Consider the following 21,827-nt stretch of genomic DNA (forward strand, 5'->3'; position numbering starts at 1 on the left):
GTGTTAGTTCTGAAATAACGAACGGCCGTGTTGTTCCGGTGTTGTTTATTTCATAGTGTTTCGGTGGTCATTGCGTTAGGGAAACGCCCGGTTACATTCCGAACCCGGAAGCTAAGCCTTTCAGCGCCGATGGTACTGCAGGGGGGACCCTGTGGGAGAGTAGGACGCCGCCGAACAATCATTGTAGAAAGCCCCGTGCCCTTTGTGGCACGGGGCTTTTCTGCGTTTACGAGGCCCTTGCCTCACCCCTGTGCACCCGGGAACGGTGGCTGAGGGTAAGGTCAGGGGGCATCATTGGCACTTTCTTCACAGGAGGCCCCCGGGTGGAGGTCCAGGAGACTCGGGTTCAGACGGACCGGGTACTCACCATCCCCAACATCCTCAGCATGGCTCGCCTTGTCGGGGTTCCGCTCTTCCTGTGGCTGATTCTTCGCCCCGTGTTCGGCGGACCTCAGAGCGACAGCTGGGCCCTGCTGGTGTTGATGCTCAGCGGTATCAGCGATTACCTCGACGGCAAGCTCGCTCGCCGGTGGAACCAGATCAGCAGCCTCGGCCGGCTCCTTGATCCTGCTGCGGATCGCCTCTACATTCTTTCGACCCTCGTCGGCCTCACCTGGCGGGAGATCCTGCCGCTGTGGCTCACTGCAGCACTTGTTGCACGTGAGCTGATGCTCCTCGTGATGGTGGGAATCCTGCGGCGTCACGGCTATCCGCCGCCCCAGGTGAACTTCCTGGGCAAGGCGGCCACGTTCAACCTGATGTACGCGTTTCCCTTGTTGCTGCTCAGCGATGGAAGTGGTTGGCTTGCATCGCTGGCCGCTGTTTTCGGATGGGCGTTCGCAGGTTGGGGTACAACGCTCTATTGGTGGGCAGGGATCCTCTACGTGGTTCAGGTACGCCGCCTCGTCAAGGCGGATGCAGCAGCCGATTGAGCTCGTTGATGCGGTGCCGTGCAGTGTGGCCGGCCCGCCGCTGATGACCCGGATGGTGCCCTGACGGGCGAAGTCGGCTAGACCGTCGTCTCTTCAAGGAGGACGTTTCCGACATGAAGGCCGTCGTGATGGCTGGCGGCGAAGGCACACGCCTTCGCCCCATGACCTCGAGCATGCCCAAGCCGCTTCTGCCCGTCGCCAATCGGCCGATCATGGAGCACGTGCTTCGGCTGCTCAAGCGGCACGGGCTGAATGAGACCGTCGTAACGGTCCAGTTTCTCGCCTCGCTGGTCAAGAACTACTTCGGGGACGGCGAAGAGCTCGGGATGGAGCTCAGCTACGCCAACGAGGAGAAACCCCTCGGTACTGCGGGGAGTGTGAAGAACGCCGAGGAAGCACTGAAGGACGACACCTTCCTCGTAATTTCGGGCGACGCTCTCACCGATTTCGATCTCAGTGATCTGATCGCCTTCCACAAGGAAAAGGGCGGTCTGGTCACGGTGTGTCTGACCCGTGTGCCGAACCCTCTGGAATTCGGCATCACGATTGTGGACGAGGGCGGCCAGGTCGAACGCTTCCTGGAGAAGCCCACCTGGGGGCAGGTCTTCTCGGACACCGTCAACACCGGCATCTACGTCATGGAGCCCGAGGTATTCGACTACGTCGAAGCCGACGTCTCGGTGGACTGGTCCGGCGATGTCTTCCCGCAGCTCATGAAGGAAGGCAAGCCCATCTACGGCTATGTCGCCGAGGGCTACTGGGAGGATGTCGGCACCCACGAGAGCTATGTGAAGGCACAGGCCGACGTCCTTGAACGCAAGGTCGATGTTGACATCGACGGCTTCGAGATCTCTCCCGGCGTATGGGTCGCGGAAGGCGCGGAGGTACATCCCGACGCGGTTCTCCGAGGACCTCTCTACATCGGGGACTACGCAAAGGTGGAAGCCGATGCGGAGATTCGCGAGCACACGGTCATCGGATCGAACGTCGTCGTCAAGAGCGGTGCATTCCTGCACAAGGCCGTGGTGCACGACAACGTCTACATCGGGCAGCACAGTAATTTGCGTGGCTGCGTGATCGGCAAGAACACCGACGTCATGCGGGCGGCACGCATCGAGGACGGCGCGGTCATCGGGGACGAATGCCTGATCGGTGAGGAGTCGATCATTCAGGGCAATGTCCGTGTGTACCCGTTCAAGACCATCGAGGCCGGCGCCTTCGTCAACACCTCGGTCATCTGGGAATCGCGCGGACAGGCTCATCTCTTCGGCGCCCGTGGCGTGTCCGGGATCCTGAACGTCGAGATCACGCCGGAACTGGCGGTCCGGCTCGCCGGTGCCTATGCCACGACCCTGAAGAAGGGCTCGACGGTCACCACCGCGCGTGACCACTCCCGCGGTGCCCGTGCCCTCAAGCGAGCCGTGATCTCGGCCCTTCAGGCCAGCGCCATTGACGTCCGGGACCTGGAGAACGTACCGCTGCCCGTCGCGCGCCAGCAGACCGCGCGGGGCAGCGCCGGCGGGATCATGATCCGTACGTCTCCCGGCGTGCCCGACTCGGTCGACATCATGTTCATCGACGAGCGCGGAGCGGACCTGTCGCAGGCACGGCAGCGGAAACTCGACCGGGTCTACGCACGTCAGGAATACCGGCGTGCCTTCCCGGGCGAGATCGGCGATCTGTACTTCCCGTCCAGCGTCTTCGACTCGTACACCGGATCGCTGCTGCGGAACGTGGACACCGCGGGGGTCGCCGAAGCGGGTCTCAAGGTGGTCGTCGATGCCTCCAACGGGAGTGCCGGGCTCGTACTGCCCAGTCTGCTGGGACGCCTCGGTGTCGACGCGCTGACCATCAATCCCGGCCTCGACGAATCACGACCCACCGAGTCAGCCGAGACCCGGCGCGCCGGACTCGTACGGCTCGGCGAGATCGTCTCCTCGGCGCGGGCCGCGTTCGGCGTGCGGTTCGACCCGGTCGGTGAGCGGCTCTCCCTGGTCGACGAGCAGGGCCGGATCGTCGAGGACGACCGGGCGCTCCTCGTGATGCTCGACCTCGTGGCGGCCGAGCGGCGCAGCGGGCGGGTGGCGTTGCCGGTCACCACGACACGAGTCGCCGAGCAGGTCGCGGCGTACCACGGCACGCAGGTCGAATGGACGACGACATCGCCCGACGATCTGACCCGCGTGGCGCGTGAGGAAGGCACCATCTTCGGTGGAGACGGGCGTGGGGGCTTCATCGTTCCCGAATTCAGCAGCGTTTTCGACGGGTCGGCTGCGTTCGTGCGGCTCCTCGGCCTGGTGGCCAGGACCCAGCTCACCCTGAGTCAGATCGATGCCCGCATCCCGCGCGCCCATGTCCTGCGCCGTGATCTCGCCACCCCCTGGGCCGTCAAGGGTCTGGTCATGCGACGGGTCGTGGAGGCCGCGGGTGACCGTAGTGTCGATACCACGGACGGGGTGCGGGTGGTCGAGGCCGACGGACGGTGGGTGATGGTGCTGCCGGACCGGGCCGAAGCGGTCACCCATCTGTGGGCCGAAGGTCCGGACGACGCCTCCGCGCAGGCGTTGCTGGACGAATGGGCGTCAGTCGTGGACAGCGCAGGTCAGTGACGGTTCTTCCGGTGTGTCCGGGGGTGCCCGTCGGCGTCTGCGGGCACACCGGTGGGGCCATTCGGCGCTAGCCGTGGCGACGTGCGACGATGTGCGGCATGTCGCAGCAGTCCCCCGATCGGAGCACCGCCTCGCCTCCCGCGCGTCCCGACGCATCCATGTCGCTGCTGACCAATGTGATGGACCACAGCCTGGACGACGGATACGCCGAGGCCTCGGCGCGTCGCAAGGCTGACGGGAGCGCGGGCCTGCCCCGTACGCTCAAGTCGAAGCTCGGCCTTGCCGCGTGCCTGGTGCTGGCCGCCCTCGTCGTCACGCTCGGGGCCGCGGAGGCTCGCGTGTCGGCGCCGGTCCTCGCCAAGGAGCGCCAGGAGCTGATCGACCGCATCGATGACGAGACGGCGGCGGCCGACAGCCTGGAGTCGCAGGTGGACAAGCTCCGGGGCGACGTGGGCAGGCGTCAGCGCAAGGCGCTGGAGAAGCACGGCGGGGATCAGGGGGAGCGGGTCGCACTCCTCGCCGGGGCGACCCCGGTGGAGGGGCCCGGCGTGAAGCTCGTCGTCGACGACGCCAAGGACACGGATCAGGGCGGCGGCGGGCCGAGGGAGAGCAGCGGGTTCGCCGACACCGGACGGGTCCGCGACCGGGACCTCCAGAGGGTGGTCAACGGCCTGTGGCAGTCCGGCGCCGAGGCGATCGCGATCAACGGGCAGCGTCTGACGGCCCTGTCGGCGATCCGAGCGGCGGGCGACGCCATACTGGTCGACAACAGGCCGCTCGTCCCGCCTTACACGGTGCTTGCGGTGGGGAACGGGAAGCAACTCGGCACCGAGTTCCAGGACAGTGCCGACGGCCAGTATCTTCAGGCGCTCAAGGACACCTTCAGCATCCGGACGAGCATGTCCGTGCAGCAGAAGGTGAGCCTTCCGGTCGCGCCGAGCCTGATCGTACGTACAGCAGAGCCTTACAAGGCCGCAGACACCGGCAGTGGTGCGGCAGACACAGGGAAGGGCACATCGTGATCGCCGTACTGGGCCTCGTCGTGGGAGTCGTGGTCGGACTGTTGGTCCGGCCCGAAGTGCCGGCGGTGGTCGAGCCCTATCTCCCGATCGCCGTCGTGGCTGCTCTCGACGCAGTCTTCGGTGGTCTGCGCGCCATGCTCGACGGGATCTTCGTCGACAAGGTGTTCGTCGTGTCGTTCCTCTCGAACGTCGTGGTGGCCGCGCTGATCGTGTTCCTGGGCGACAAGCTGGGCGTCGGTGCGCAGCTGTCCACCGGTGTGGTGGTCGTGCTCGGGATCCGGATCTTCTCCAACGCCGCGGCCATCCGCCGGCACGTCTTCCGGGCCTGAGGCCGATGAGTAACGAAGAACTTCCCGACGAGACGGAGCACGCCGCAGAGCGCGCGGCAGGCCCCGCCAACCAGCTCACCGGTCGTCAGCGGCTCATCGCCGGACTCTGGCCCCCGCGGGTGACAAGGGCCCAACTCATCGTCGCGGTACTGCTGTTCGTGCTCGGTCTCGGCCTGGCCATTCAGGTGCGGTCCAACAGTGACAACAGCGCGCTGCGGGGTGCCCGGCAGGAAGACCTGGTCCGGATCCTCGACGAGCTGGACGACCGGACCCAGCGTCTGGAGGACGAGAAGCAGCGGTTGGGCGCTCAGCGCACGGAGCTGGAGAACAGCTCCGACCAGGCTGAGGAGGCGCGTAAGCAGACGGTGGAGAAGGAGCGGCAACTCGGTGTTCTCGCGGGCACCGTGGCGGCACACGGGCCCGGGATCACGCTCACCGTCAACGACCCCGGGGACGGGGTGAAGGCGGACATGCTGCTCGACGCGCTCCAGGAGCTGCGGGCGGCGGGCGCCGAGGCGATCGAGGTCAACGGAGTGCGTGTGGTGGCCAATACGTACTTCTCCGGTGACGGCGGCAACGTCAGGGTTGACGACCGTAAGATCACCGCGCCGTACGTCTTCAAGGTGATCGGCAAGCCCCAGGATCTGGAGCCGGCGCTGAACATCCCCGGCGGCGTGGTGCAGACGCTGGAGAAGGAGCAGGCCACCGCGCAGGTGGAGCAGGCCGAGGACATCGTCGTGGACGCCTTGCGACCGGCGAAGCAGCCTGACTACGCTCGGTCGTCGTCCCCGTGAGGCGGCGGCGTGGAAGGGGCGGAAGAGACGGGCGCAAGGTTGCGGGGGGTCGCCGCATCGTATTGGTGGTGCGTGGTGGAAACTGTCGAGTGGATACGGACGTTGTGAAGATGTCCGGGTCGGCAGGTGTGTTCATTCAGGGTTCGTCCTGCCCCACGGGCGGGTCTATTTCGGTCAAGGGGAATCGCCCGTGAAGTTGTTTGGGAAGTTGTTCGGCAAGAGCGCTCGCGACGAGGCCGCCCGCCATCGCGCGCCGCGTCATGGCCAGCCGGAGGAGCAGGGCACGGAGCGCCCGCTCTTCCGTGATCAGGTGTCGGGTACGGACAGTGACAATTCGGGAGCATCCGGCGCGTCGTCTGTTGACCCTGCTGGTCCCGGCCGCATAGGTTTCGGGGAATCGTCGACCTCGAGTACGGGTGGAGAGTTCGCCCCCAGGCAGGAGGGTTCGTCCATGCCGGTCTGTACGAGGTGCGGGCATCGCAATGCCGAGGCCAGCCGTTTCTGCTCCAATTGCGGTGCGCCGCTGCGGGGCGGGGTCCCCGAGCGTGCCTCGGAGACGACGTCGACCATCTCCATCTCCGGTCTCGAGGCATACGAGGCTGAGGCCACCGGGCAGACGGCCGTCCCGTCCCTCTCGCCCGAGGCGCAGGCGGCCGTAGACGCCCTTCCGCTCGGCTCCGCGCTCCTGGTGGTGCGTCGTGGTCCGAACTCCGGCAGCCGCTTCCTGCTGGACGGTGAGCTGACCACGGCCGGCCGCCACCCGCAGAGCGACATCTTCCTCGACGACGTGACAGTGTCGCGGCGGCACGTGGAGTTTCGCAGGAGCCCCGACGGCAGCTTCACGGTCGGGGACGTGGGCAGCCTGAACGGCACCTACGTCAACCGTGAGCGCATCGACTCCGTTGCCCTGTCCAATGGCGACGAAGTGCAGATCGGTAAGTACCGGCTGGTCTTCTACGCGAGCCAGCGCGGTATCTGACCCGTCAGGGAAGGTCCATGCTGAGAACACCGACGGGCGGTGCCGTGGCCGGCACCGCCTCCGCCGACGACCGTCCGATGAGTATCGGCGCGGTGCTCCTGCGGCTACGGGACGAGTTCCCCGAGGTCACGATCTCGAAGATTCGATTCCTGGAGGCCGAGGGGCTCGTCGAGCCGCAACGGACCCCTTCCGGCTATCGCAAGTTCCGCGGCGCCGACGTGGAGCGGCTGGCTCAGGTGCTGCGCATGCAGCGGGACCACTACCTCCCGCTGAAGGTCATCCGTGAGCATCTGGATGCCCTCGCCCGTGGTGAACGGGCCGCCCTGCCTTCCGGGGGCGGCCCGCGGGATCTGGTCGACGGCGGCTGGGACGCGGAGGCGGGACGGGCCACCGCGGCCCGGATCGGCCGTGCGGAGCTGCTGGCGGCCGCCGAGGCCACCGAGAGCGACCTCGACGAGTGGGAGTCGTACGGCCTGGTGGTTCCGACCGCCGAGGGCGGTTACGACGCCGAGATGGTCACCGTGGCCAAGCTTGTGGCGGATCTGGGCAGGTTCGGCCTGGAGCCGCGTCACCTGCGTGCCATGCGAGCTGCTGCGGATCGCGAGGTCGGGCTCATCGAGCAGGTGGTCGCACCCTTGCGGCTGCACCGGAATCCGCAGACCAGAGCCCATGCGGAGGCCACCGCGAAAGAACTTGCGGAGCTGTCCGTGAGGCTTCATTCGGCCCTTGTGCAGAGCGCCCTGCACATCCGGCTCCACTGATCGAGCGGGTGCCCGACTACCCAAACCTGCCGGGCACGTCCTAGGGTTGCTGTGTGAACGAGCTCGACGTTGTGGGTGTCCGGGTGGAAATGCCCTCCAACCAACCGATCGTGCTCCTGCGTGAAGTGGGAGGCGACCGGTACCTCCCCATTTGGATCGGTCCTGGTGAGGCGACCGCGATCGCCTTCGCCCAGCAGGGCATGGCTCCGGCCAGGCCGCTGACCCATGATCTCTTCAAGGACGTGCTCGAGGCCGTCGGCCAGGAGCTCACCGAGGTCCGCATCACGGACCTTCGGGAAGGGGTCTTCTACGCGGAGCTGGTCTTCGCCAGCGGGGTCGAGGTGAGCGCCCGGCCGTCCGACGCCATAGCGCTCGCATTGCGCACCGGAACGCCGATCTACGGCAGTGACGGAGTGCTGGACGACGCCGGCATCGCCATCCCGGACGAGCAGGAGGATGAGGTGGAGAAGTTCCGCGAGTTCCTCGATCAGATCTCCCCGGAGGATTTCGGCACCAACAGTCAGTGACCGTTCTTCGGGGTCACCGTCAGCGCATCCGGCAAGCCTTTCCCGCTCGAGAGACACGGGAAACCACCCTCAGGGTGATTATCACTCGGCGTGCCGAGTGTGGCGATCGTTGACGCACCCCGAGTGACTGCCTACCTTCGAGATGGCAGGTCAAGGACGGAGGTCGGCGTGAGAAGCAGCGGCGACGGTACGGCAGCGGGTGGGCCGTATCCGCAGCAGGGGAGTACAGCCGACCACACCATCGTGCAACCGGTTCAACCGGCGGCGGTGGCGGGGGAAGGAGCGGCTTCGGCCAACGACATCGGCTACCGCGGGCCGACCGCCTGCGCGGCAGCCGGGATCACCTACCGGCAGCTCGACTACTGGGCGCGCACGGGGCTGGTGGAGCCGAGCGTGCGTCCGGCGTACGGCTCCGGCACGCAGCGGCTCTACAGCTTCCGGGACGTCGTCCTGTTGAAGATCGTGAAGCGTTTCCTGGACACCGGCGTGGCACTCCAGAACATCCGCACCACGGTTCAGCATCTACGGGCCCGCGGATTCCAGGATCTCGAGCGGATGACGCTGATGAGTGACGGGGCGACGGTCTACGAGTGCTCCTCGCCCGACGAGGTCGTCAGCCTGCTCCAGGGCGGGCAGGGGGTCTTCGGCATCGCGGTGGGTGTGGTGTGGCAGGACGTCGACGCCGCCCTCTCGCAGCTGCACGGGGAGCGGGTGGACACCGGTGAGACCCTCATCGGGAACAACCCCACCGATGAGCTCGCGCGGCGGCGCAACCGCGCCGGCTGACGCGGCACCTGGTTCGGGCGAGGCGATTGTCAGTGCCGTAGGGCAGCATCGATTGATGTGAGAGCCGCGCCCACCATCCTGCATCTGGACATGGATGCCTTCTACGCCTCTGCCGAGCAGGCGGCGAAGCCCAGCCTGCTCGGAAAGCCGGTCGTGGTGGGCGGGCTCGGGCCGCGCGGAGTCGTCGCCACCGCGTCGTACGAGGCTCGTCGCTTCGGGGTGCACTCGGCGATGCCCACGGCGCAGGCGCGGCGGCTGGCGCCCAACGCGGCCTATCTGGTGCCGCGCTTCCAGCTGTACCGGACTGTGAGCGACCAGGTGATGGAGCTGCTCGCCCGGCTCTCACCGCTGGTGGAGCCCCTCAGCCTCGACGAGGCCTTCGTGGACCTGGAGGCCGGGGGGACGGCCGATGACGCGGCTTCGGCGCTGGAGATCGGCGAGCAGCTGCGTACGGCCATCAAGGCGGTCACCGGGCTCACCGGCTCGGTCGGGCTCGCCGGCTCCAAGATGCTGGCCAAGATCGCTTCGGAGGAGGCGAAGCCGGACGGCCTGCTGCTCATAGAGCCGGGCACGGAGCGGGAGCTGCTCGCGCCCATGTCGGTGCGGACCCTTCCCGGTGTCGGGCCGGCGACGGCGGATCATCTGCGCCGTGCGGGGATGACGACGGTCGACGATCTGGTAGAGGCGGGCGAGGACGAACTCGTACGCCTGCTGGGTAAGGCGCACGGCGGCTCGCTGCACCGCATGGCGTTCGGGTACGACGACCGGCCGGTGGTCGCTGAGCGGGACGCGAAATCGGTATCCGTCGAGGACACCTTCGACGCCGACCTGCACGACCGGGTGCGGATCAGGACGGAGGTCGAGCGGCTGGCCGACCGGTGCGTCGAGCGGCTGCGGGGCGCGGGGAGGTCCGGGCGCACCGTGGTGCTGAAGGTGCGCCGGTACGACTTCTCCACCCTCACGAGGTCCGAGACCCTCCGTGGGCCCACGGACGACCCCACAGTGGTCCGTGAGGCCGCCGCACGGCTCCTGGAGGCCGTTGACACCACCGGGGGAGTCCGGCTCCTGGGAGTGGGCGTGACGGGGCTTGCCGACTACACCCAGGAGGATCTCTTCGCCCAGGCCGCCGGTGAGCGGACCGCGGCAGAGGAGGCCGCCAGGCAATCGGCCGAGGAATCGGCGGAGGGGGCGGCACCGGCGGGGGACGACGGGGGCGAGCCGCCGGGCGACCCCGGGGCGGATGCCCCGGAGACCGCCGAGCAGCGCGCCGCACGGCGCTGGCCCGCCGGCCACGACGTACACCATGAGGCGTACGGCCATGGCTGGGTGCAGGGCAGTGGTGTCGGCCGGGTGACGGTGCGGTTCGAGGAGCCCGGATCGGAGCCCGGCCGGGTGCGAACGTTCCGGATCGACGACCCGGAACTGCGGCCCGCCGACCCGCTGCCTCTGGTGCGGGACCCGGTGGACTACTCGTCCTGGCCTGCCAGCCTGCCGAAGTCCCTGTCCGGGCCGATCTCCTCGGGCGGGGAGTCCAGACCGTAGTGCCGGTAGAGCTGTAGCTCCTGTTCCGGCGAGAGATGGCGGCCGACACCGAAGTCCGGTGCGTCTTTGATCAGTGCACGGTCGAAGGGGATGCGGAGCGTGTCCTCCACGAATTCGCTGGGTTCCAGCGGGACGAACGCGTCCCGGCTGAAGAGTCCGGTACGTACGGCTGCCCACTCGGGCACACCGGTCGCGTCGTCGAGGTACACCTCGTCCACGGTCCCGATCTTGGTGCCCTTGCGGTCGAACGCCTTGCGGCCGATCAGGCGGCGCGGATCGATGTCGGTCTGCACGGTCCCTCCCACTGGTCGCGGCTACTCCACAAGCACTACAAAAAGGCAGATCCGGGTGGTTGGCCACTCGAGAAATCAGCCACGAACCCCGCTGGTAGGCTGGTCATGGCTGCTGACCCCGTGCGGGAGAGTCCTCCGGAGCTGATCCGAAGGCGCCGAAGGAGCAAATCCTCCCCGGAATCTCTCAGGCCCCCGTACCGCACGGACGAGGTCACTCTGGAAAGCAGGGCGGGTTTCGTGCGGCCGAGTGCCGGTGCGAGTCCCTTCCTCACCGACGGTGAAAGCCGGTACGCCGCAGCGCGCGCCGGTGAAGCTCTCAGGTTGAGATGACAGAGGGGGAGGCCGTTCGGGCACCCACGCCGTGGTGCCCCTCGCAGGTCGTGACAGACCAGGAGGCCTCCACCATGACCCCCCGTCGCACTCCGCTCTCCCAGCTGGAGCAGGGCATTCCGTTCGAGCAGCGCCACATCGGACCCGATGCCGAGGCGCAGTCGAAGATGCTCGCCCAGGTCGGTTACGGCTCGCTGGACGAACTCACCGCTGCAGCGGTGCCCGACGTCATCAAGAGCGCCGAGGCGCTCGGATTGCCGGCCGCGCGCACCGAGGCCGAGGTCCTCGCCGAGCTCCGCGAGCTCGCGGACCGCAACCAGGTGCTGGCCCCGATGATCGGGCTCGGCTACTACGGCACCTTCACCCCGCCGGTGATCCTGCGCAACGTCATGGAGAACCCCGCCTGGTACACGGCCTACACGCCGTACCAGCCGGAGATCTCGCAGGGCCGGCTGGAGGCGCTGCTCAACTTCCAGACGATGGTCGCCGAGCTGACCGGGCTGCCGACCTCCGGCGCCTCGCTGCTCGACGAGGGCACCGCGGCCGCCGAGGCCATGGCTCTCTCCAGGCGTGTCGGCAAGGTGAAGAACGGTGTCTTCCTGGTCGACGCCGACGCCCTGCCGCAGACGATCGCGGTCATCGAGACCCGCGCCGAGCCGACCGGTGTCGAGGTCGTCGTCGCCGACCTGTCCGAGGGCATCCCGGTGGAGATCGCCGAGCGCGGTGTCTTCGGCGTGCTGGTGCAGTACCCGGGTGCCTCCGGAGCCGTCCGGGACATCAAGCCCGTCATGGACCAGGCCCACGAGCTGGGTGCGATCGTCACGGTCGCCGCCGATCTGCTCGCCCTGACCCTGCTCACCTCGCCCGGTGACCTGGGCGCGGACATCGCGGTCGGCACCACGCAGCGCTTCGGTGTGCCGATGGGCTTCGGCGGACCGCACGCCGGATTCATGGCCGTGCGTGAGAAGTTCGCCCGCAGCCTTCCAGGCCGCCTCGTCGGTGTCTCCGTCGACGCGGACGGCAACAAGGCCTACCGGCTGGCCCTGCAGACCCGCGAGCAGCACATCCGCCGCGAGAAGGCCACCAGCAACATCTGTACCGCCCAGGTGCTGCTCGCCGTCATGGCCGGAATGTACGCGGTGTACCACGGCCCGGACGGGCTGCGGACGATCGCGGGGCGCACCCACCGCTACGCGACGATCCTGGCCGAGGGCCTGCGCGCCGCCGGGGTCGACGTCGTGACCGGCGCCTTCTTCGACACCCTCACCGTGCGCGTCCCGGGCCGGGCTGCCGAGACCGTCGTCGCCGCCCGCGAGCGCGGGGTCAACCTGCGGTTCGTCGACGCCGACCTGGTCTCCCTCGCCTGCGACGAGACCACGACCCGTACGCAGATCGCCGCCGTCTGGGCCGCCTTCGGCGCCGACGGGGACATAGAGGCGCTGGACGCCACCACCGCCGACACGCTGCCCGAGGCGCTGCTGCGCACCGACGAGATCCTCACCCACCCGGTCTTCCACCAGCACCGCTCCGAGACCGCGATGCTGCGCTACCTGCGCAAGCTCGCCGACCGGGACTACGCGCTGGACCGCGGCATGATCCCGCTCGGCTCCTGCACCATGAAGCTGAACGCGACCACCGAGATGGAGTCGATCACCTGGCCCGAGTTCGGCGCGCTGCACCCCTTCGCGCCGGCCGAGCAGGCGCAGGGCTTCCTCACCCTCATCCGCGAGCTGGAGGAGCGCCTCGCCGAGGTCACCGGCTACGACGCGGTCTCCATCCAGCCGAACGCGGGGTCGCAGGGCGAGTTCGCGGGCCTGCTGGCCGTGCGGGCGTACCACCGGGCCAACGGTGACGACCAGCGCATCGTCTGCCTCATCCCGTCCTCCGCGCACGGCACCAACGCGGCCAGCGCCGTCATGGCCGGCATGAAGGTCGTCGTGGTGAAGACCGCCGACGACGGTGAGGTGGACATCGAGGACCTCCGCGCCAAGATCGAGAAGCACCGCGACGAGCTCGCCGTACTCATGATCACGTACCCGTCGACGCACGGCGTGTTCGAGGAGCACGTCGCCGACATCTGCGCCGAGGTGCACGACGCCGGCGGCCAGGTGTACGTCGACGGCGCCAACCTCAACGCGCTGGTGGGCCTCGCCAAGCCGGGCCGGTTCGGCGGCGACGTCTCGCACCTGAACCTGCACAAGACCTTCTGCATCCCGCACGGCGGTGGCGGCCCCGGCGTCGGCCCGGTCGGGGTGCGCGCGCACCTCGCCCCGTACCTGCCGAACCACCCGCTGCAGCCTGCCGCCGGCCCCGAGACCGGTGTCGGACCGATCTCGGCCGCCCCGTGGGGCTCGGCCGGCATCCTCCCCATCTCCTGGGCGTACGTACGCCTGATGGGCGGGGAGGGCCTGAAGCGCGCGACGCAGGTCGCCGTGCTCGCGGCCAACTACATCGCCAAGCGTCTGGAGCCGCACTACCCGATCCTGTACAACGGCCCGGCCGGTCTGGTCGCGCACGAGTGCATCGTGGACCTGCGGCCGATCTCCAAGTCCACCGGCGTCAGCGTTGACGACATCGCCAAGCGTCTGATCGACTACGGCTTCCACTCGCCGACCATGTCGTTCCCGGTTGCCGGGACGCTGATGATCGAGCCGACCGAGAGCGAGAACCTCGCGGAGCTCGACCGGTTCTGCGACACGATGATCGCCATTCGTGGCGAGGTCGAGAAGGTGGCCTCCGGCGAGTGGAGCGCGGAGGACAACCCGCTGCACAACGCTCCGCACACCGCGGCGATGCTGGGCGGGGAGTGGAAGCACGGGTACAGCCGTGAGGTGGCGGTCTTCCCGGCCGGGGTCTCGGCCGCCGACAAGTACTGGCCGCCGGTGCGCCGGATCGACGGCGCCTTCGGTGACCGTAACCTCGTCTGCTCCTGCCCGCCGCTGGACGAGTACGACAACTGAGTCGTGAGCGCGGAGGAGTGACGCGGACATGCGTCGGGGCCGGTTCGGAGGATTCTCCGGGCCGGCCCCAGCTCTTACCGGCCGCGGTCAGGCGGCCCTCATCACCCGGTCGGTCCCCAGGGGCCGGTGCGGAGCGATGATCTGGCCGTCGGGGAGCAGCTCACCGGTGTCCTCGAAGAGCAGGACTCCGTTGCACAGCAGGCTCCAGCCCTGCTCCGGGTGGTGGGCCGTCAGACGGGCGGCTTCCCGGTCGGCTGAGTCGGCGGTCGGGCATGGTGGCTGGTGCTGGCACATGGCTGGGTTCTTTCGCTGCGTTGTAGTGAATGTCCTGCGGCTGGATGAGGTGTTCATAGCCGCCCCCCGTATCGATCGGTCCGGTCCCAGTGTTGCCCCACGGGCGTCATTCCGCAGGGATTTCGCAGCAGCACTTCTCCTTACTCGAAGGACGCGTCACCCGCACGGACGGTTCACCGCAACTGCACTGTCACTTCGGGTGGTTCGGGGTGACCGGACCGGGCTAGTCCGGACGGGCATCGAAGTGCGCCCCTTCAGCGCCGTGCCCCGCCACCAGGGACGGTGGCGGGGCACAGCGTTCTCGTACGGGGGTCCGGTTCTCAGGCAGGTGATCCGAGCAGGGGGCCGGGGCCGGGGGTGATGCGCAGGGTCATCACGCGGAGCAGATCGGCGACCCGGTGCGGGCGATGAGCCGCGATGCCCGGTGGGGCCGGAGCCAGCGGGACCAGGAGATCGGCGGGGGCGAGCGCCCCGCCGGCGGCGTCGGCCTCGGCGTCGCCGTGCAGCCACAGCGCGAGCATGTACAGCTCCGGGATGGACAGCAGCCGTGGCTGGTAGTGGCTGGTGACTGTCTCGGCCTGGCGCAGGGCGAGTTCGGTCGAGGCGATGTAGGGGCCCTCGAAGAAGTGCGAGAAGGTCCAGCCGTCCGGAGTGAGCATGGTGTCCGCGGCGGCGACGGGCTGCTCCGAGCTGCTGATCAGGAACCGCCATGCGGCGAGCCTGGTGGCGGGAGCGAGTCCGCCCGGCCCGATCCGGTCCAGTACATGGACGGGGAGCGGGAGTTCGGGGCTCAGCGGTCCCTCGGCGGATCGGAGGGCTGGAGTGCGGGCCTCGCGGACTGCGGTGGGTGAACCGAGTGCCGCGAGAACGCTGCGCAGAGCGGGCGCGGGAGCCGGGGGAACATGCAGCGGCATAGTGGGTCGCCTCTCACTTCGGAGACACGGTGGTGCGTGGGCGGGTGCAGACGGCGCTGTCGGCATGCGGGGCCAGAGGAGGCCGGTGACTGGGCCGGTGCGTCAACTCTCTGCCTCGTCCGCGGAGTTTATACGACACGTGTTCACGCGGTGATTCCACTAGCCGTCGCAGATATTGCCGACAAGTCGGTATCGGGACTTTATTATGCGGAGAATCTGCTGATTCCGCGTCAGCGGCGCAGCCGCCGTCTGGGGTTTTTCCCCCGGCGGGGACGGCTGAAACCTGACGGGGTATTCACCATGCGCCGGGCGGGGAAACCCGTGCTGCATCATGCCCATGGAATGTGCCTCGGGCGGGCGCACTCAGATTACTGGGTCTGCGGCGTTCGAGGGGGCGTTATGGATCACCCGGCCTGGGCATTATCGATCGTGACGCGAGCGGCCTGGGCCGCGGGCCGCCCACTTGAGGGAGGGACGCTCCGATGGGGGAGAAGGTCGTGGCCGGCGCCTATGACCTGTCCGATCGGCAGGGGTACCGGAGAAAGCTCCACCAGTGCTTGGAGGGACTGGAGCGGCTGCTGGCGGAGCGGAGGTTCGACCGGCCGCGCAACCTCATGGGCGTGGAGATCGAGCTGAATCTCGCGGGCGCCGACGGCATGCCGAAGATGACGAATGGGGAGGTCCTCCCGCGCATCGCGAGCCGAGATTTCCAGATGGAACTCGGGATGTTCAATTTGGAAGTGAACATAGTCCCGCACCGACTGGACGGGCGGGTTTTCGACCAGTTGGCCGAAGAGCTCAGGGCCGGGCTCGGATATGCCCACCGGAAGGCGGGCGAGGTCGATGCCGGGATCATGATGATCGGTATTCTGCCCACCCTGCGCCGTGAGGACCTCGTCGCGGCGAACCTCTCGGACGCGGACCGCTACACACTGCTCAACGATCAAATGGTGGCCGCCCGGGGCGAGGATTTCTCCCTCGATATCCAGGGCGTGGAGCGATTGGTGTCCACCTCCGCCTCGATCACACCGGAGGCCGCCTGCACCTCCGTCCAGCTCCATCTGCAGGTGACACCGGGGCGATTCGCAGCCGTGTGGAACGCCGCCCAGGCCGTTGCCGGGGTGCAGATCGCACTGGGCGCCAACTCGCCGTTCCTGTTCGGCAGGGAGCTGTGGCGGGAATCGCGGCCGCCGCTCTTCCAACAGGCCACCGACACCCGGCCGCCCGAACTCCAGAACCAGGGAGTGCGGCCCAGGACCTGGTTCGGCGAGCGGTGGATCGGCTCGGCGTACGAGCTCTTCGAGGAGAACCTGCGCTACTTCCCGCCGCTGCTCCCGATCTGCGACGAGGAGCAGCCGCTGCGGGTCCTGGACGAGGGCGGGGTGCCGCGGTTGCAGGAACTGGTGCTCCACAACGGCACGGTCTACCGCTGGAACCGGCCCGTGTACGGGCTGGCCGACGGCGTACCCCACCTGCGGGTGGAGAACAGGGTCCTGCCCGCCGGGCCCACGGTCACCGACCTGATCGCCAATGCGGCTCTGTACTACGGGCTCGTGCGGGCGCTCGCCGAGGAGTCCCGTCCGGTGTGGACGCGGTTGCCGTTCTCCGCCGCGGCGGAGAACTTCGACACCGCGTGCCGCCGGGGCATCGACGCGGAGCTGATCTGGCCGCGTCCCGGCCGTGCGGGCGGGCTCACCCGGGTGCCCGCCGTCAAGCTCGTACGGGACGAGCTGCTGCCGCTGGCCGCGGCGGGGCTCGATGCCTGGAACATCGAGCCCGCCGACCGTGACCGCTACCTCGGGGTCATCGAGGAGCGCTGCAAGCGACGGGTGAACGGAGCGTCCTGGCAGACGGACACCTACCACCGGGCACGGGAGGCCGGGCTCGACCGGCACGCGGCGCTGGCCGCGACGACCCGGCGGTACGCCGAGCTGATGCACAGCGGGGAGCCGGTGCACAGCTGGCCGACGGGTGTTCCCAGGCCATGACCCCGGGACCGCGGATGCCGTCGCCCGGCTTCCCGTGCGGTGGGGCCGGTCCCGGACCGGCCGTGCCCGGGGCTACTCCTGGACGGTGTGAGTGCTCTGGCCGGCCGTCATGATGGCCTGCAGGATCACCGTCTGGATCTCGGCCGGGTCGATGACCTGGTAGCCACCGCCGCCGGTCACCTTCGCTATCTCGTTGACCTCCTCGCGGTCGGCCTCGGGACCGACCGCGATGGCGAGCAGCGGCACCGGACGCTGCGGATCGGCGATCCGCTTCAGTTCCGCGATCAGGGCACTGCGGGAGATGGAGAGGCTGTCCTGGTTCGAGCCGTCGGTGAGGATCACGACCGCGTTGAACTTGCCCTTCACATAGGTCGCCTGGGCGTCCTTGTAGGCGGCCAGCATGGTGTCGTAGAGACCGGTCGCGCCGCCCGGTACGGGCTTCAGAGCCGCGAAGGCCGCGGAGAGCTTCTCGCGGTGGGTGCCGCCGCCCTTCGCGGGATCGCCCAGCCGGGTGGCCGGCACCAGTTTGCGGTAGTCCTTGTCGCCGTCGAGCGCGGTGGCGAACTCCCAGAGGCCGATCTCGTCGTTCGGGGTGAACTGGTTGAGGGCCTGGATCAGGGACGCCTTGGTGACGTCCATCCGGGACTGGTTGCGCCCCGGGACGATCGTGGCCATGGACCCGGATGCGTCGACGACCGTGGTCAGCCGGGCGCTCTGCACCGTGATCGTCCACATGCCGAGGGTCTGCTGGAGCTCCTCGGCGGTCGGCGCGGCGGCGGCCGCGGTGGCGTACGGCTGGGGCTTCCTGCCACCCGCCGGAGCGACCACCGCCTCGTCGGCCGTGCCGTCGACGTCCCTGAAACCGTGCTTCTCCAGCGTGGCCTGCGAGGCGGGTTCGTCCAGCAGCGTCCTGAACCGCAGCGCCGCCCGGCTCTCGGACGTGCTCATCCTGGTCTCGTTGACCAGTGTGTAGGGATAGTCGAGCAGCGGCGTGCCGTCCTCGGGGTAGAAGAGGTCGAGCTTTCCGCCGCCGGACGCCTCCGCGTTGTGGGCGAACGCGGCCTGCTCGGACAGGAGCACGGCCTGGTTGCGTTCCGGGTTGCCCTGTTCGGCGCCCGAATCGCTCTGTGCCAGTGTCTCCAGCACCTGGGTGTCACCGTCCGACATGCGCTGCGCGAGCAGCTTGGCGGTCGCCGCGACCCTGGTGTCGCTGTCTCCGCCCTGCTTCTCGGAGGACGCGCCGATGCCGGCGAGCGCCAGCAGAGCGGTGGCACTGCGTGCGGGGTCGGCCGAGCCGAGGCGCACCTTGTCCGAATCCATGGCCGCGGCCGTCAGCTCCGCCCAGGAGTACTTCTTCTTCGGCCAGCCGAGGCGCTTGGCCGCGGACGGGACCATGGCCAGGGCCACGGGGGAGGACGCGATGGAGTCGCCCGGTGTGATCGGAACGCCGTCGCCGGTGCCCTTGGCCCGGTCGAGCCAGAGGTCGGAGTCGGGCAGCCAGACCTGGAAGTCCGGGGTACGGGTGTCGCTGGTGAGGGCGTCGGCGACCTTGTAGGAGTCGCGGGCGACCACCGTCACGTACAGACAGCGGCCGTCGGAACGCACCTCGTCCTTGCGCGCCTTGTCGGCGATGGCGCGAACGGCGGGGGCGATGTCCGGGGAGGCCATCATGGACAGACGTACGGCGGAGTCCTCGCAGCTCTTCGAGAACGACAGAAGTCCGCCCTGCGCCGCTACCGCCGTTCCCGCAGCCACCGCGACGACGAGCATGGTGGCGATCGCGACGGTTCGCCGACGGCGCGGCGGTGATCCGTCCCCGCTTCCGTCTCCGGCGTAGTCGTCGGGCAAGCTGTGACGTCCCATGTCGGTGGTGCCCCTCCTTGAGGATGAACAAGGAAAAGGGGGACCACACCATCGGCAATGGTGGTTGTCCCCCGGCTTGTCGCGCATGATCTTCGTACCTGCATTCGAGACCCTAGCCGGAGGGGGAGCAGGATGAGGCATGAATGCACAACTCAAGGCAGGTGTACAGGTGGAGGCGGGGCTTATGGCTGATTCTTTCCCCAAGGAGGCTTTCTCGCGACGAATCCTGCGGTCCGAGACGGTTCTCGTGCTGGCTCTCTCGTTGGGTGCCAGCGGGGTGTCTGCCCTGATCAGTTTTGTCGGATCGCTGACGAAACCAGGGGGTTTGAAGGATCAGGCGGCAACGCTCAACAGCTCGTACGCTCCAGGGCGCCCATGGCTGGATCTCGCCTGGCAACTCTTCGGCATCACGACGGCGCTGGTGCCCGTCGCCCTGGTGGCGCATCTGCTGATCAGGGAAGGCGCCGGTCTGCGGGCCATCGGGTTCGACCGCACCAGGCCGTGGCCGGACCTGGGACGCGGCACGATGATCGCGGCGGGGATCGGAAGCGCCGGACTCGCCTTCTACCTGGTGGCCAGGGCCGCCGGATTCAACCTGACCGTGGTCCCGGAGTCACTGCCCGACGTGTGGTGGAAATTTCCGGTCCTGATCCTCTCCGCGATCCAGAACTCCGTCGTGGAGGAAGTGATCGTCGTCGGGTATCTGCTGCGCAGACTGGGGCAGTTGGGGTGGACGCCGGTGGCGGCCCTGGTCGCCAGTTCGGTGCTGCGCGGCTCGTACCACCTGTATCAGGGGATCGGCGGCTTCATCGGGAACATGGTGATGGGCGTCGTCTTCGTGCTGCTGTACCGGCGTTGGGGGCGGGTCGGGCCGCTGGTCGCGGCACATGCGCTGCTGGATATCGGGGCGTTCGTCGGATACGCGCTGCTGGCGGGCAAGGTGGGCTGGTTGCCCACGCCGTAAAGGCTGTGAGGTCACGGGACGGGTGCGGGCAGTGGAGTCGGGGGAGTGGCGGAGCGGTCCGCAGGGCCCCGCACCCTCGTCCGGGGTCAGAGTGATGTGAGCAGTTCGCCGTCGATGACCGTCACGGCATCGCCCGTAAGCAGCGTACGGTCGCCGCGCAATGTGGTCCGTACCAGGCCGGAACGGGCGGAGGCCTGCAGCCCGGTCAGTTCGTCCCGGCCGAGGCGGGCCGACCAGAAGGGTGCCAGCGCGGTGTGTGCGCTGCCGGTCACGGGGTCCTCGTCGATCCCGACGCGCGGGAAGAAGCCGCGCGAGACGAAGTCGTAGCCGCGGGCCGGGTCCTCCGCGGCGGCCGTGACGATGACGCCCCGCCGGGAGACATCGGCCAGCCTGGCGATATCGGGGGTCAGCCCTCGTACGGTCGCCTCGTCGAGCAGTTCGACGAGCAGGTCGCCGATGTGCGGGCCGGTGTCGTGCACGGACAGTGGTTCCGCGCCCAGGGCGGCGGCCAGCCCGGCTGGGGTGGCCTCGGGCGCCAACGGGGATGTGGGGAAGTCGAGGGTGATCGCGCCGTCCGGGCGGGCGGTCGCGGTGAGGATCCCGCACCGGGCCGCGAAGCGCACTGTGCCGCTCGCGGTCCCGGTGGTGTGCAGGACGTGTGCGGTGGCGAGGGTGGCGTGCCCGCACATGTCGACCTCCGTGGTCGGGGTGAACCAGCGAAGCGCCCAGTCGGCCTCGCCGCCCGGGGGCAGCGGATGGGCGAAGGCGGTCTCGGAGAGGTTCACTTCCATGGCGACCCGCAGGAGACGATCGTCGTCGGCGAAGTGGTCGGAATCCAGGACCAGGACTCCCGCCGGATTGCCAGTGAAGGGGCGGTCGGTGAACGTGTCGACGATTCGAATCCTCATGCCGTGACCATACGTACGGTGCGAAGCCGTGCGCCAAGTCCAATTGCGTGTCACTGGACCTCTGCGGGACCGGACCTGATTGCCGACAGCCCTCAAGTGGTGCCCGGTGCCGGAGCGTCGACGGTGGCGGCCGTTCCGATGTGCTTGTCCCCTCTCGCCGAACCGCACTACCTTGCCGATGTGGATCTCTTCTCACCCTCCTGGACGGCGTTGCGCACGGCGGTCGCCGAGCTTCCTGACGAGGACTTCGAGCGACCGTCAGGCTGTGCCGGCTGGCTCGTGAGGGACCTGGTGTGTCATCTGGTCATCGATGCCCAGGACGTCCTGATCACCCTTGTGACCCCAGCCGGAACGGAACCCACCCACGACGCGGTGACCTACTGGAACGTCTCAAAGACGCCGCCGACCGGAGACGACCCGCTGGATGCGCTGATCGTCCGGCTGGCCGCGGCGTACGAGGAGCCGCGCCTGCTCAGGTTCCACCTCGACGATGTCGGCTCCGCCGCAGGCCGCGCCGCCGTGCTCGCCGACCCGGACCTCCGGGTCGGCACCCGCGACGTGGTCCTCACCGCGGGCGACTACCTCCGCGCGTACGTCCTGGAGTGGACGCTGCACCACCTCGACCTCGTCGCGCATATTCCGGGCGCGGCCGAACCGCCTGCGGAGGGGCTCGCCCGGTCCCGCGAGATGCTGGAGAGCATGGCCGGGGTGGCGTTCCCCACGTCGTTCTCCGACAAGGACGCGCTGCTGGTCGGTACGGGGCGGCGTACCGCGACGGGCGCGGAGAAGGCGGCGCTGGGCGGGCAGGCCGCCCGGTTCCCGCTCTTTCTCGGATGACGTGCAGGCAGACCGAATCGCATCTCCCCGGCCTGGCCGAGGTTCTTCCGTGCCTTGAGGGCCCGGCCGTCGCAGCGCGGCAGTGACGGCACGGTGGCTCCGGGTTCGTGGGAGTCCTGTCGTAACCGACCTACCCGGCGGTAACGACCTCGGGGGAAAATGAGGTCGGGACGTGCTGGCCTGGCGGTTCGGCTG

At 68.5% G+C, this 21,827-nt stretch carries 19 protein-coding genes, 1 rRNA gene and 1 riboswitch; of the genes, 15 read left to right on the forward strand and 5 right to left on the reverse strand.

The features are described from left to right. Window positions 1-59: 59 nt before the first annotated feature. From rrf to OHA19_RS33605, 11 genes are all read left to right on the forward strand, one after another. A 5S ribosomal RNA gene (rrf, locus tag OHA19_RS33555) occupies window positions 60-176 on the forward strand. 147 nt (window positions 177-323) lie between these two features. Further along, the gene (locus OHA19_RS33560) at window positions 324-932 is read left to right on the forward strand and encodes a CDP-alcohol phosphatidyltransferase family protein (RefSeq protein ID WP_405710475.1); all 609 of its coding nucleotides are present in this window, start codon (window positions 324-326) and stop codon (window positions 930-932) included. Window positions 933-1,045: 113 nt separating this feature from the next. After that, on the forward strand, window positions 1,046-3,541 hold the full coding sequence (locus OHA19_RS33565) for a sugar phosphate nucleotidyltransferase (RefSeq protein ID WP_405710473.1): 2,496 nt from the start codon (window positions 1,046-1,048) through the stop codon (window positions 3,539-3,541). Window positions 3,542-3,639: 98 nt separating this feature from the next. Then, window positions 3,640-4,563, forward strand: coding sequence for a DUF881 domain-containing protein (locus OHA19_RS33570; RefSeq protein ID WP_405710471.1), 924 nt, complete (start codon window positions 3,640-3,642; stop codon window positions 4,561-4,563). After that, window positions 4,560-4,892: a small basic family protein gene (locus OHA19_RS33575; RefSeq protein ID WP_003970459.1), complete on the forward strand. Its 333-nt coding sequence runs from the start codon at window positions 4,560-4,562 to the stop codon at window positions 4,890-4,892. The genes OHA19_RS33570 and OHA19_RS33575 overlap by 4 nt, the downstream gene beginning before the upstream one ends. Window positions 4,893-4,897: 5 nt before the next feature. Next, complete coding sequence (locus OHA19_RS33580; RefSeq protein WP_405710468.1) at window positions 4,898-5,686, forward strand: DUF881 domain-containing protein; 789 nt, start codon at window positions 4,898-4,900, stop codon at window positions 5,684-5,686. 190 nt (window positions 5,687-5,876) lie between these two features. Continuing rightward, on the forward strand, window positions 5,877-6,665 hold the full coding sequence (locus OHA19_RS33585) for an FHA domain-containing protein (RefSeq protein ID WP_405710465.1): 789 nt from the start codon (window positions 5,877-5,879) through the stop codon (window positions 6,663-6,665). A gap of 17 nt (window positions 6,666-6,682) precedes the next feature. Then, the gene (locus tag OHA19_RS33590; RefSeq protein WP_405710462.1) at window positions 6,683-7,426 is read left to right on the forward strand and encodes a MerR family transcriptional regulator; all 744 of its coding nucleotides are present in this window, start codon (window positions 6,683-6,685) and stop codon (window positions 7,424-7,426) included. Window positions 7,427-7,479: 53 nt separating this feature from the next. Then, on the forward strand, window positions 7,480-7,953 hold the full coding sequence (locus tag OHA19_RS33595) for a bifunctional nuclease family protein (RefSeq protein ID WP_006123076.1): 474 nt from the start codon (window positions 7,480-7,482) through the stop codon (window positions 7,951-7,953). Between the two features lie 168 nt (window positions 7,954-8,121). Further along, entirely contained in the window at window positions 8,122-8,739 is a 618-nt protein-coding gene (locus tag OHA19_RS33600; protein WP_405710459.1) for a MerR family transcriptional regulator, read from the forward strand. A gap of 57 nt (window positions 8,740-8,796) precedes the next feature. Beyond that, window positions 8,797-10,281 (forward strand): DNA polymerase IV, encoded by a 1,485-nt coding sequence (locus tag OHA19_RS33605; RefSeq protein ID WP_405710456.1) that lies wholly within the window; start codon window positions 8,797-8,799, stop codon window positions 10,279-10,281. Here OHA19_RS33605 and OHA19_RS33610 read toward each other — a convergent pair. Further along, on the reverse strand, window positions 10,206-10,574 hold the full coding sequence (locus OHA19_RS33610; RefSeq protein WP_351264653.1) for a PRC-barrel domain-containing protein: 369 nt from the start codon (window positions 10,572-10,574) through the stop codon (window positions 10,206-10,208). The genes OHA19_RS33605 and OHA19_RS33610 overlap by 76 nt on opposite strands. Window positions 10,575-10,687: 113 nt before the next feature. Beyond that, window positions 10,688-10,784: riboswitch (glycine riboswitch) on the forward strand. Window positions 10,785-10,978: 194 nt separating this feature from the next. On the opposite strand from OHA19_RS33610, the gene gcvP reads away from it, so the two are divergent. Next, window positions 10,979-13,864 (forward strand): aminomethyl-transferring glycine dehydrogenase, encoded by a 2,886-nt coding sequence (gene gcvP / locus OHA19_RS33615; RefSeq protein ID WP_405752602.1) that lies wholly within the window; start codon window positions 10,979-10,981, stop codon window positions 13,862-13,864. An 87-nt stretch (window positions 13,865-13,951) separates the two neighbouring features. Here gcvP and OHA19_RS33620 read toward each other — a convergent pair whose 3' ends face one another. Continuing rightward, window positions 13,952-14,158: a DUF5999 family protein gene (locus OHA19_RS33620; RefSeq protein ID WP_311203086.1), complete on the reverse strand. Its 207-nt coding sequence runs from the start codon at window positions 14,156-14,158 to the stop codon at window positions 13,952-13,954. 320 nt (window positions 14,159-14,478) lie between these two features. Further along, window positions 14,479-15,072 (reverse strand): hypothetical protein, encoded by a 594-nt coding sequence (locus tag OHA19_RS33625; protein WP_405710448.1) that lies wholly within the window; start codon window positions 15,070-15,072, stop codon window positions 14,479-14,481. Window positions 15,073-15,554: 482 nt separating this feature from the next. On the opposite strand from OHA19_RS33625, the gene OHA19_RS33630 reads away from it, so the two are divergent. Beyond that, window positions 15,555-17,060: a glutamate-cysteine ligase family protein gene (locus OHA19_RS33630; RefSeq protein WP_405710445.1), complete on the forward strand. Its 1,506-nt coding sequence runs from the start codon at window positions 15,555-15,557 to the stop codon at window positions 17,058-17,060. A 72-nt stretch (window positions 17,061-17,132) separates the two neighbouring features. Here the strand turns inward: OHA19_RS33630 and OHA19_RS33635 are convergent, their stop codons facing one another. Continuing rightward, window positions 17,133-18,923, reverse strand: coding sequence for a substrate-binding and VWA domain-containing protein (locus OHA19_RS33635; protein ID WP_405710442.1), 1,791 nt, complete (start codon window positions 18,921-18,923; stop codon window positions 17,133-17,135). Between the two features lie 184 nt (window positions 18,924-19,107). On the opposite strand from OHA19_RS33635, the gene OHA19_RS33640 reads away from it, so the two are divergent. Next, on the forward strand, window positions 19,108-19,887 hold the full coding sequence (locus OHA19_RS33640; RefSeq protein ID WP_405710439.1) for a CPBP family intramembrane glutamic endopeptidase: 780 nt from the start codon (window positions 19,108-19,110) through the stop codon (window positions 19,885-19,887). An 86-nt stretch (window positions 19,888-19,973) separates the two neighbouring features. Here OHA19_RS33640 and OHA19_RS33645 read toward each other — a convergent pair whose 3' ends face one another. Next, window positions 19,974-20,795: a PhzF family phenazine biosynthesis protein gene (locus OHA19_RS33645; RefSeq protein WP_405710436.1), complete on the reverse strand. Its 822-nt coding sequence runs from the start codon at window positions 20,793-20,795 to the stop codon at window positions 19,974-19,976. A gap of 180 nt (window positions 20,796-20,975) precedes the next feature. On the opposite strand from OHA19_RS33645, the gene OHA19_RS33650 reads away from it, so the two are divergent. Next, entirely contained in the window at window positions 20,976-21,632 is a 657-nt protein-coding gene (locus tag OHA19_RS33650; protein ID WP_405753339.1) for a maleylpyruvate isomerase N-terminal domain-containing protein, read from the forward strand. The last annotated feature ends 195 nt before the right edge of the window (window positions 21,633-21,827 follow it).

The organism is Streptomyces sp. NBC_00012, from assembly GCF_045040875.1.
In the GTDB taxonomy this organism is placed as follows: domain Bacteria; phylum Actinomycetota; class Actinomycetes; order Streptomycetales; family Streptomycetaceae; genus Streptomyces.

What these genes read in the sequence shown, in the direction of transcription:
- OHA19_RS33565 (WP_405710473.1), top strand. Translation starts at nt 1,046, where the DNA reads ATGAAGGCCGTCGTGATGGCTGGCGGCGAAGGCACACGCCTTCGCCCC.
- OHA19_RS33570 (WP_405710471.1), top strand. Translation starts at nt 3,640, where the DNA reads ATGTCGCAGCAGTCCCCCGATCGGAGCACCGCCTCGCCTCCCGCGCGT.
- OHA19_RS33580 (WP_405710468.1), top strand. Translation starts at nt 4,898, where the DNA reads ATGAGTAACGAAGAACTTCCCGACGAGACGGAGCACGCCGCAGAGCGC.
- OHA19_RS33590 (WP_405710462.1), top strand. Translation starts at nt 6,683, where the DNA reads ATGCTGAGAACACCGACGGGCGGTGCCGTGGCCGGCACCGCCTCCGCC.
- gcvP (WP_405752602.1), top strand. Translation starts at nt 10,979, where the DNA reads ATGACCCCCCGTCGCACTCCGCTCTCCCAGCTGGAGCAGGGCATTCCG.
- OHA19_RS33620 (WP_311203086.1), bottom strand. Translation starts at nt 14,158, where the DNA reads ATGTGCCAGCACCAGCCACCATGCCCGACCGCCGACTCAGCCGACCGG.
- OHA19_RS33625 (WP_405710448.1), bottom strand. Translation starts at nt 15,072, where the DNA reads ATGCCGCTGCATGTTCCCCCGGCTCCCGCGCCCGCTCTGCGCAGCGTT.
- OHA19_RS33630 (WP_405710445.1), top strand. Translation starts at nt 15,555, where the DNA reads ATGGGGGAGAAGGTCGTGGCCGGCGCCTATGACCTGTCCGATCGGCAG.
- OHA19_RS33635 (WP_405710442.1), bottom strand. Translation starts at nt 18,923, where the DNA reads ATGGGACGTCACAGCTTGCCCGACGACTACGCCGGAGACGGAAGCGGG.
- OHA19_RS33640 (WP_405710439.1), top strand. Translation starts at nt 19,108, where the DNA reads ATGGCTGATTCTTTCCCCAAGGAGGCTTTCTCGCGACGAATCCTGCGG.
- OHA19_RS33645 (WP_405710436.1), bottom strand. Translation starts at nt 20,795, where the DNA reads ATGAGGATTCGAATCGTCGACACGTTCACCGACCGCCCCTTCACTGGC.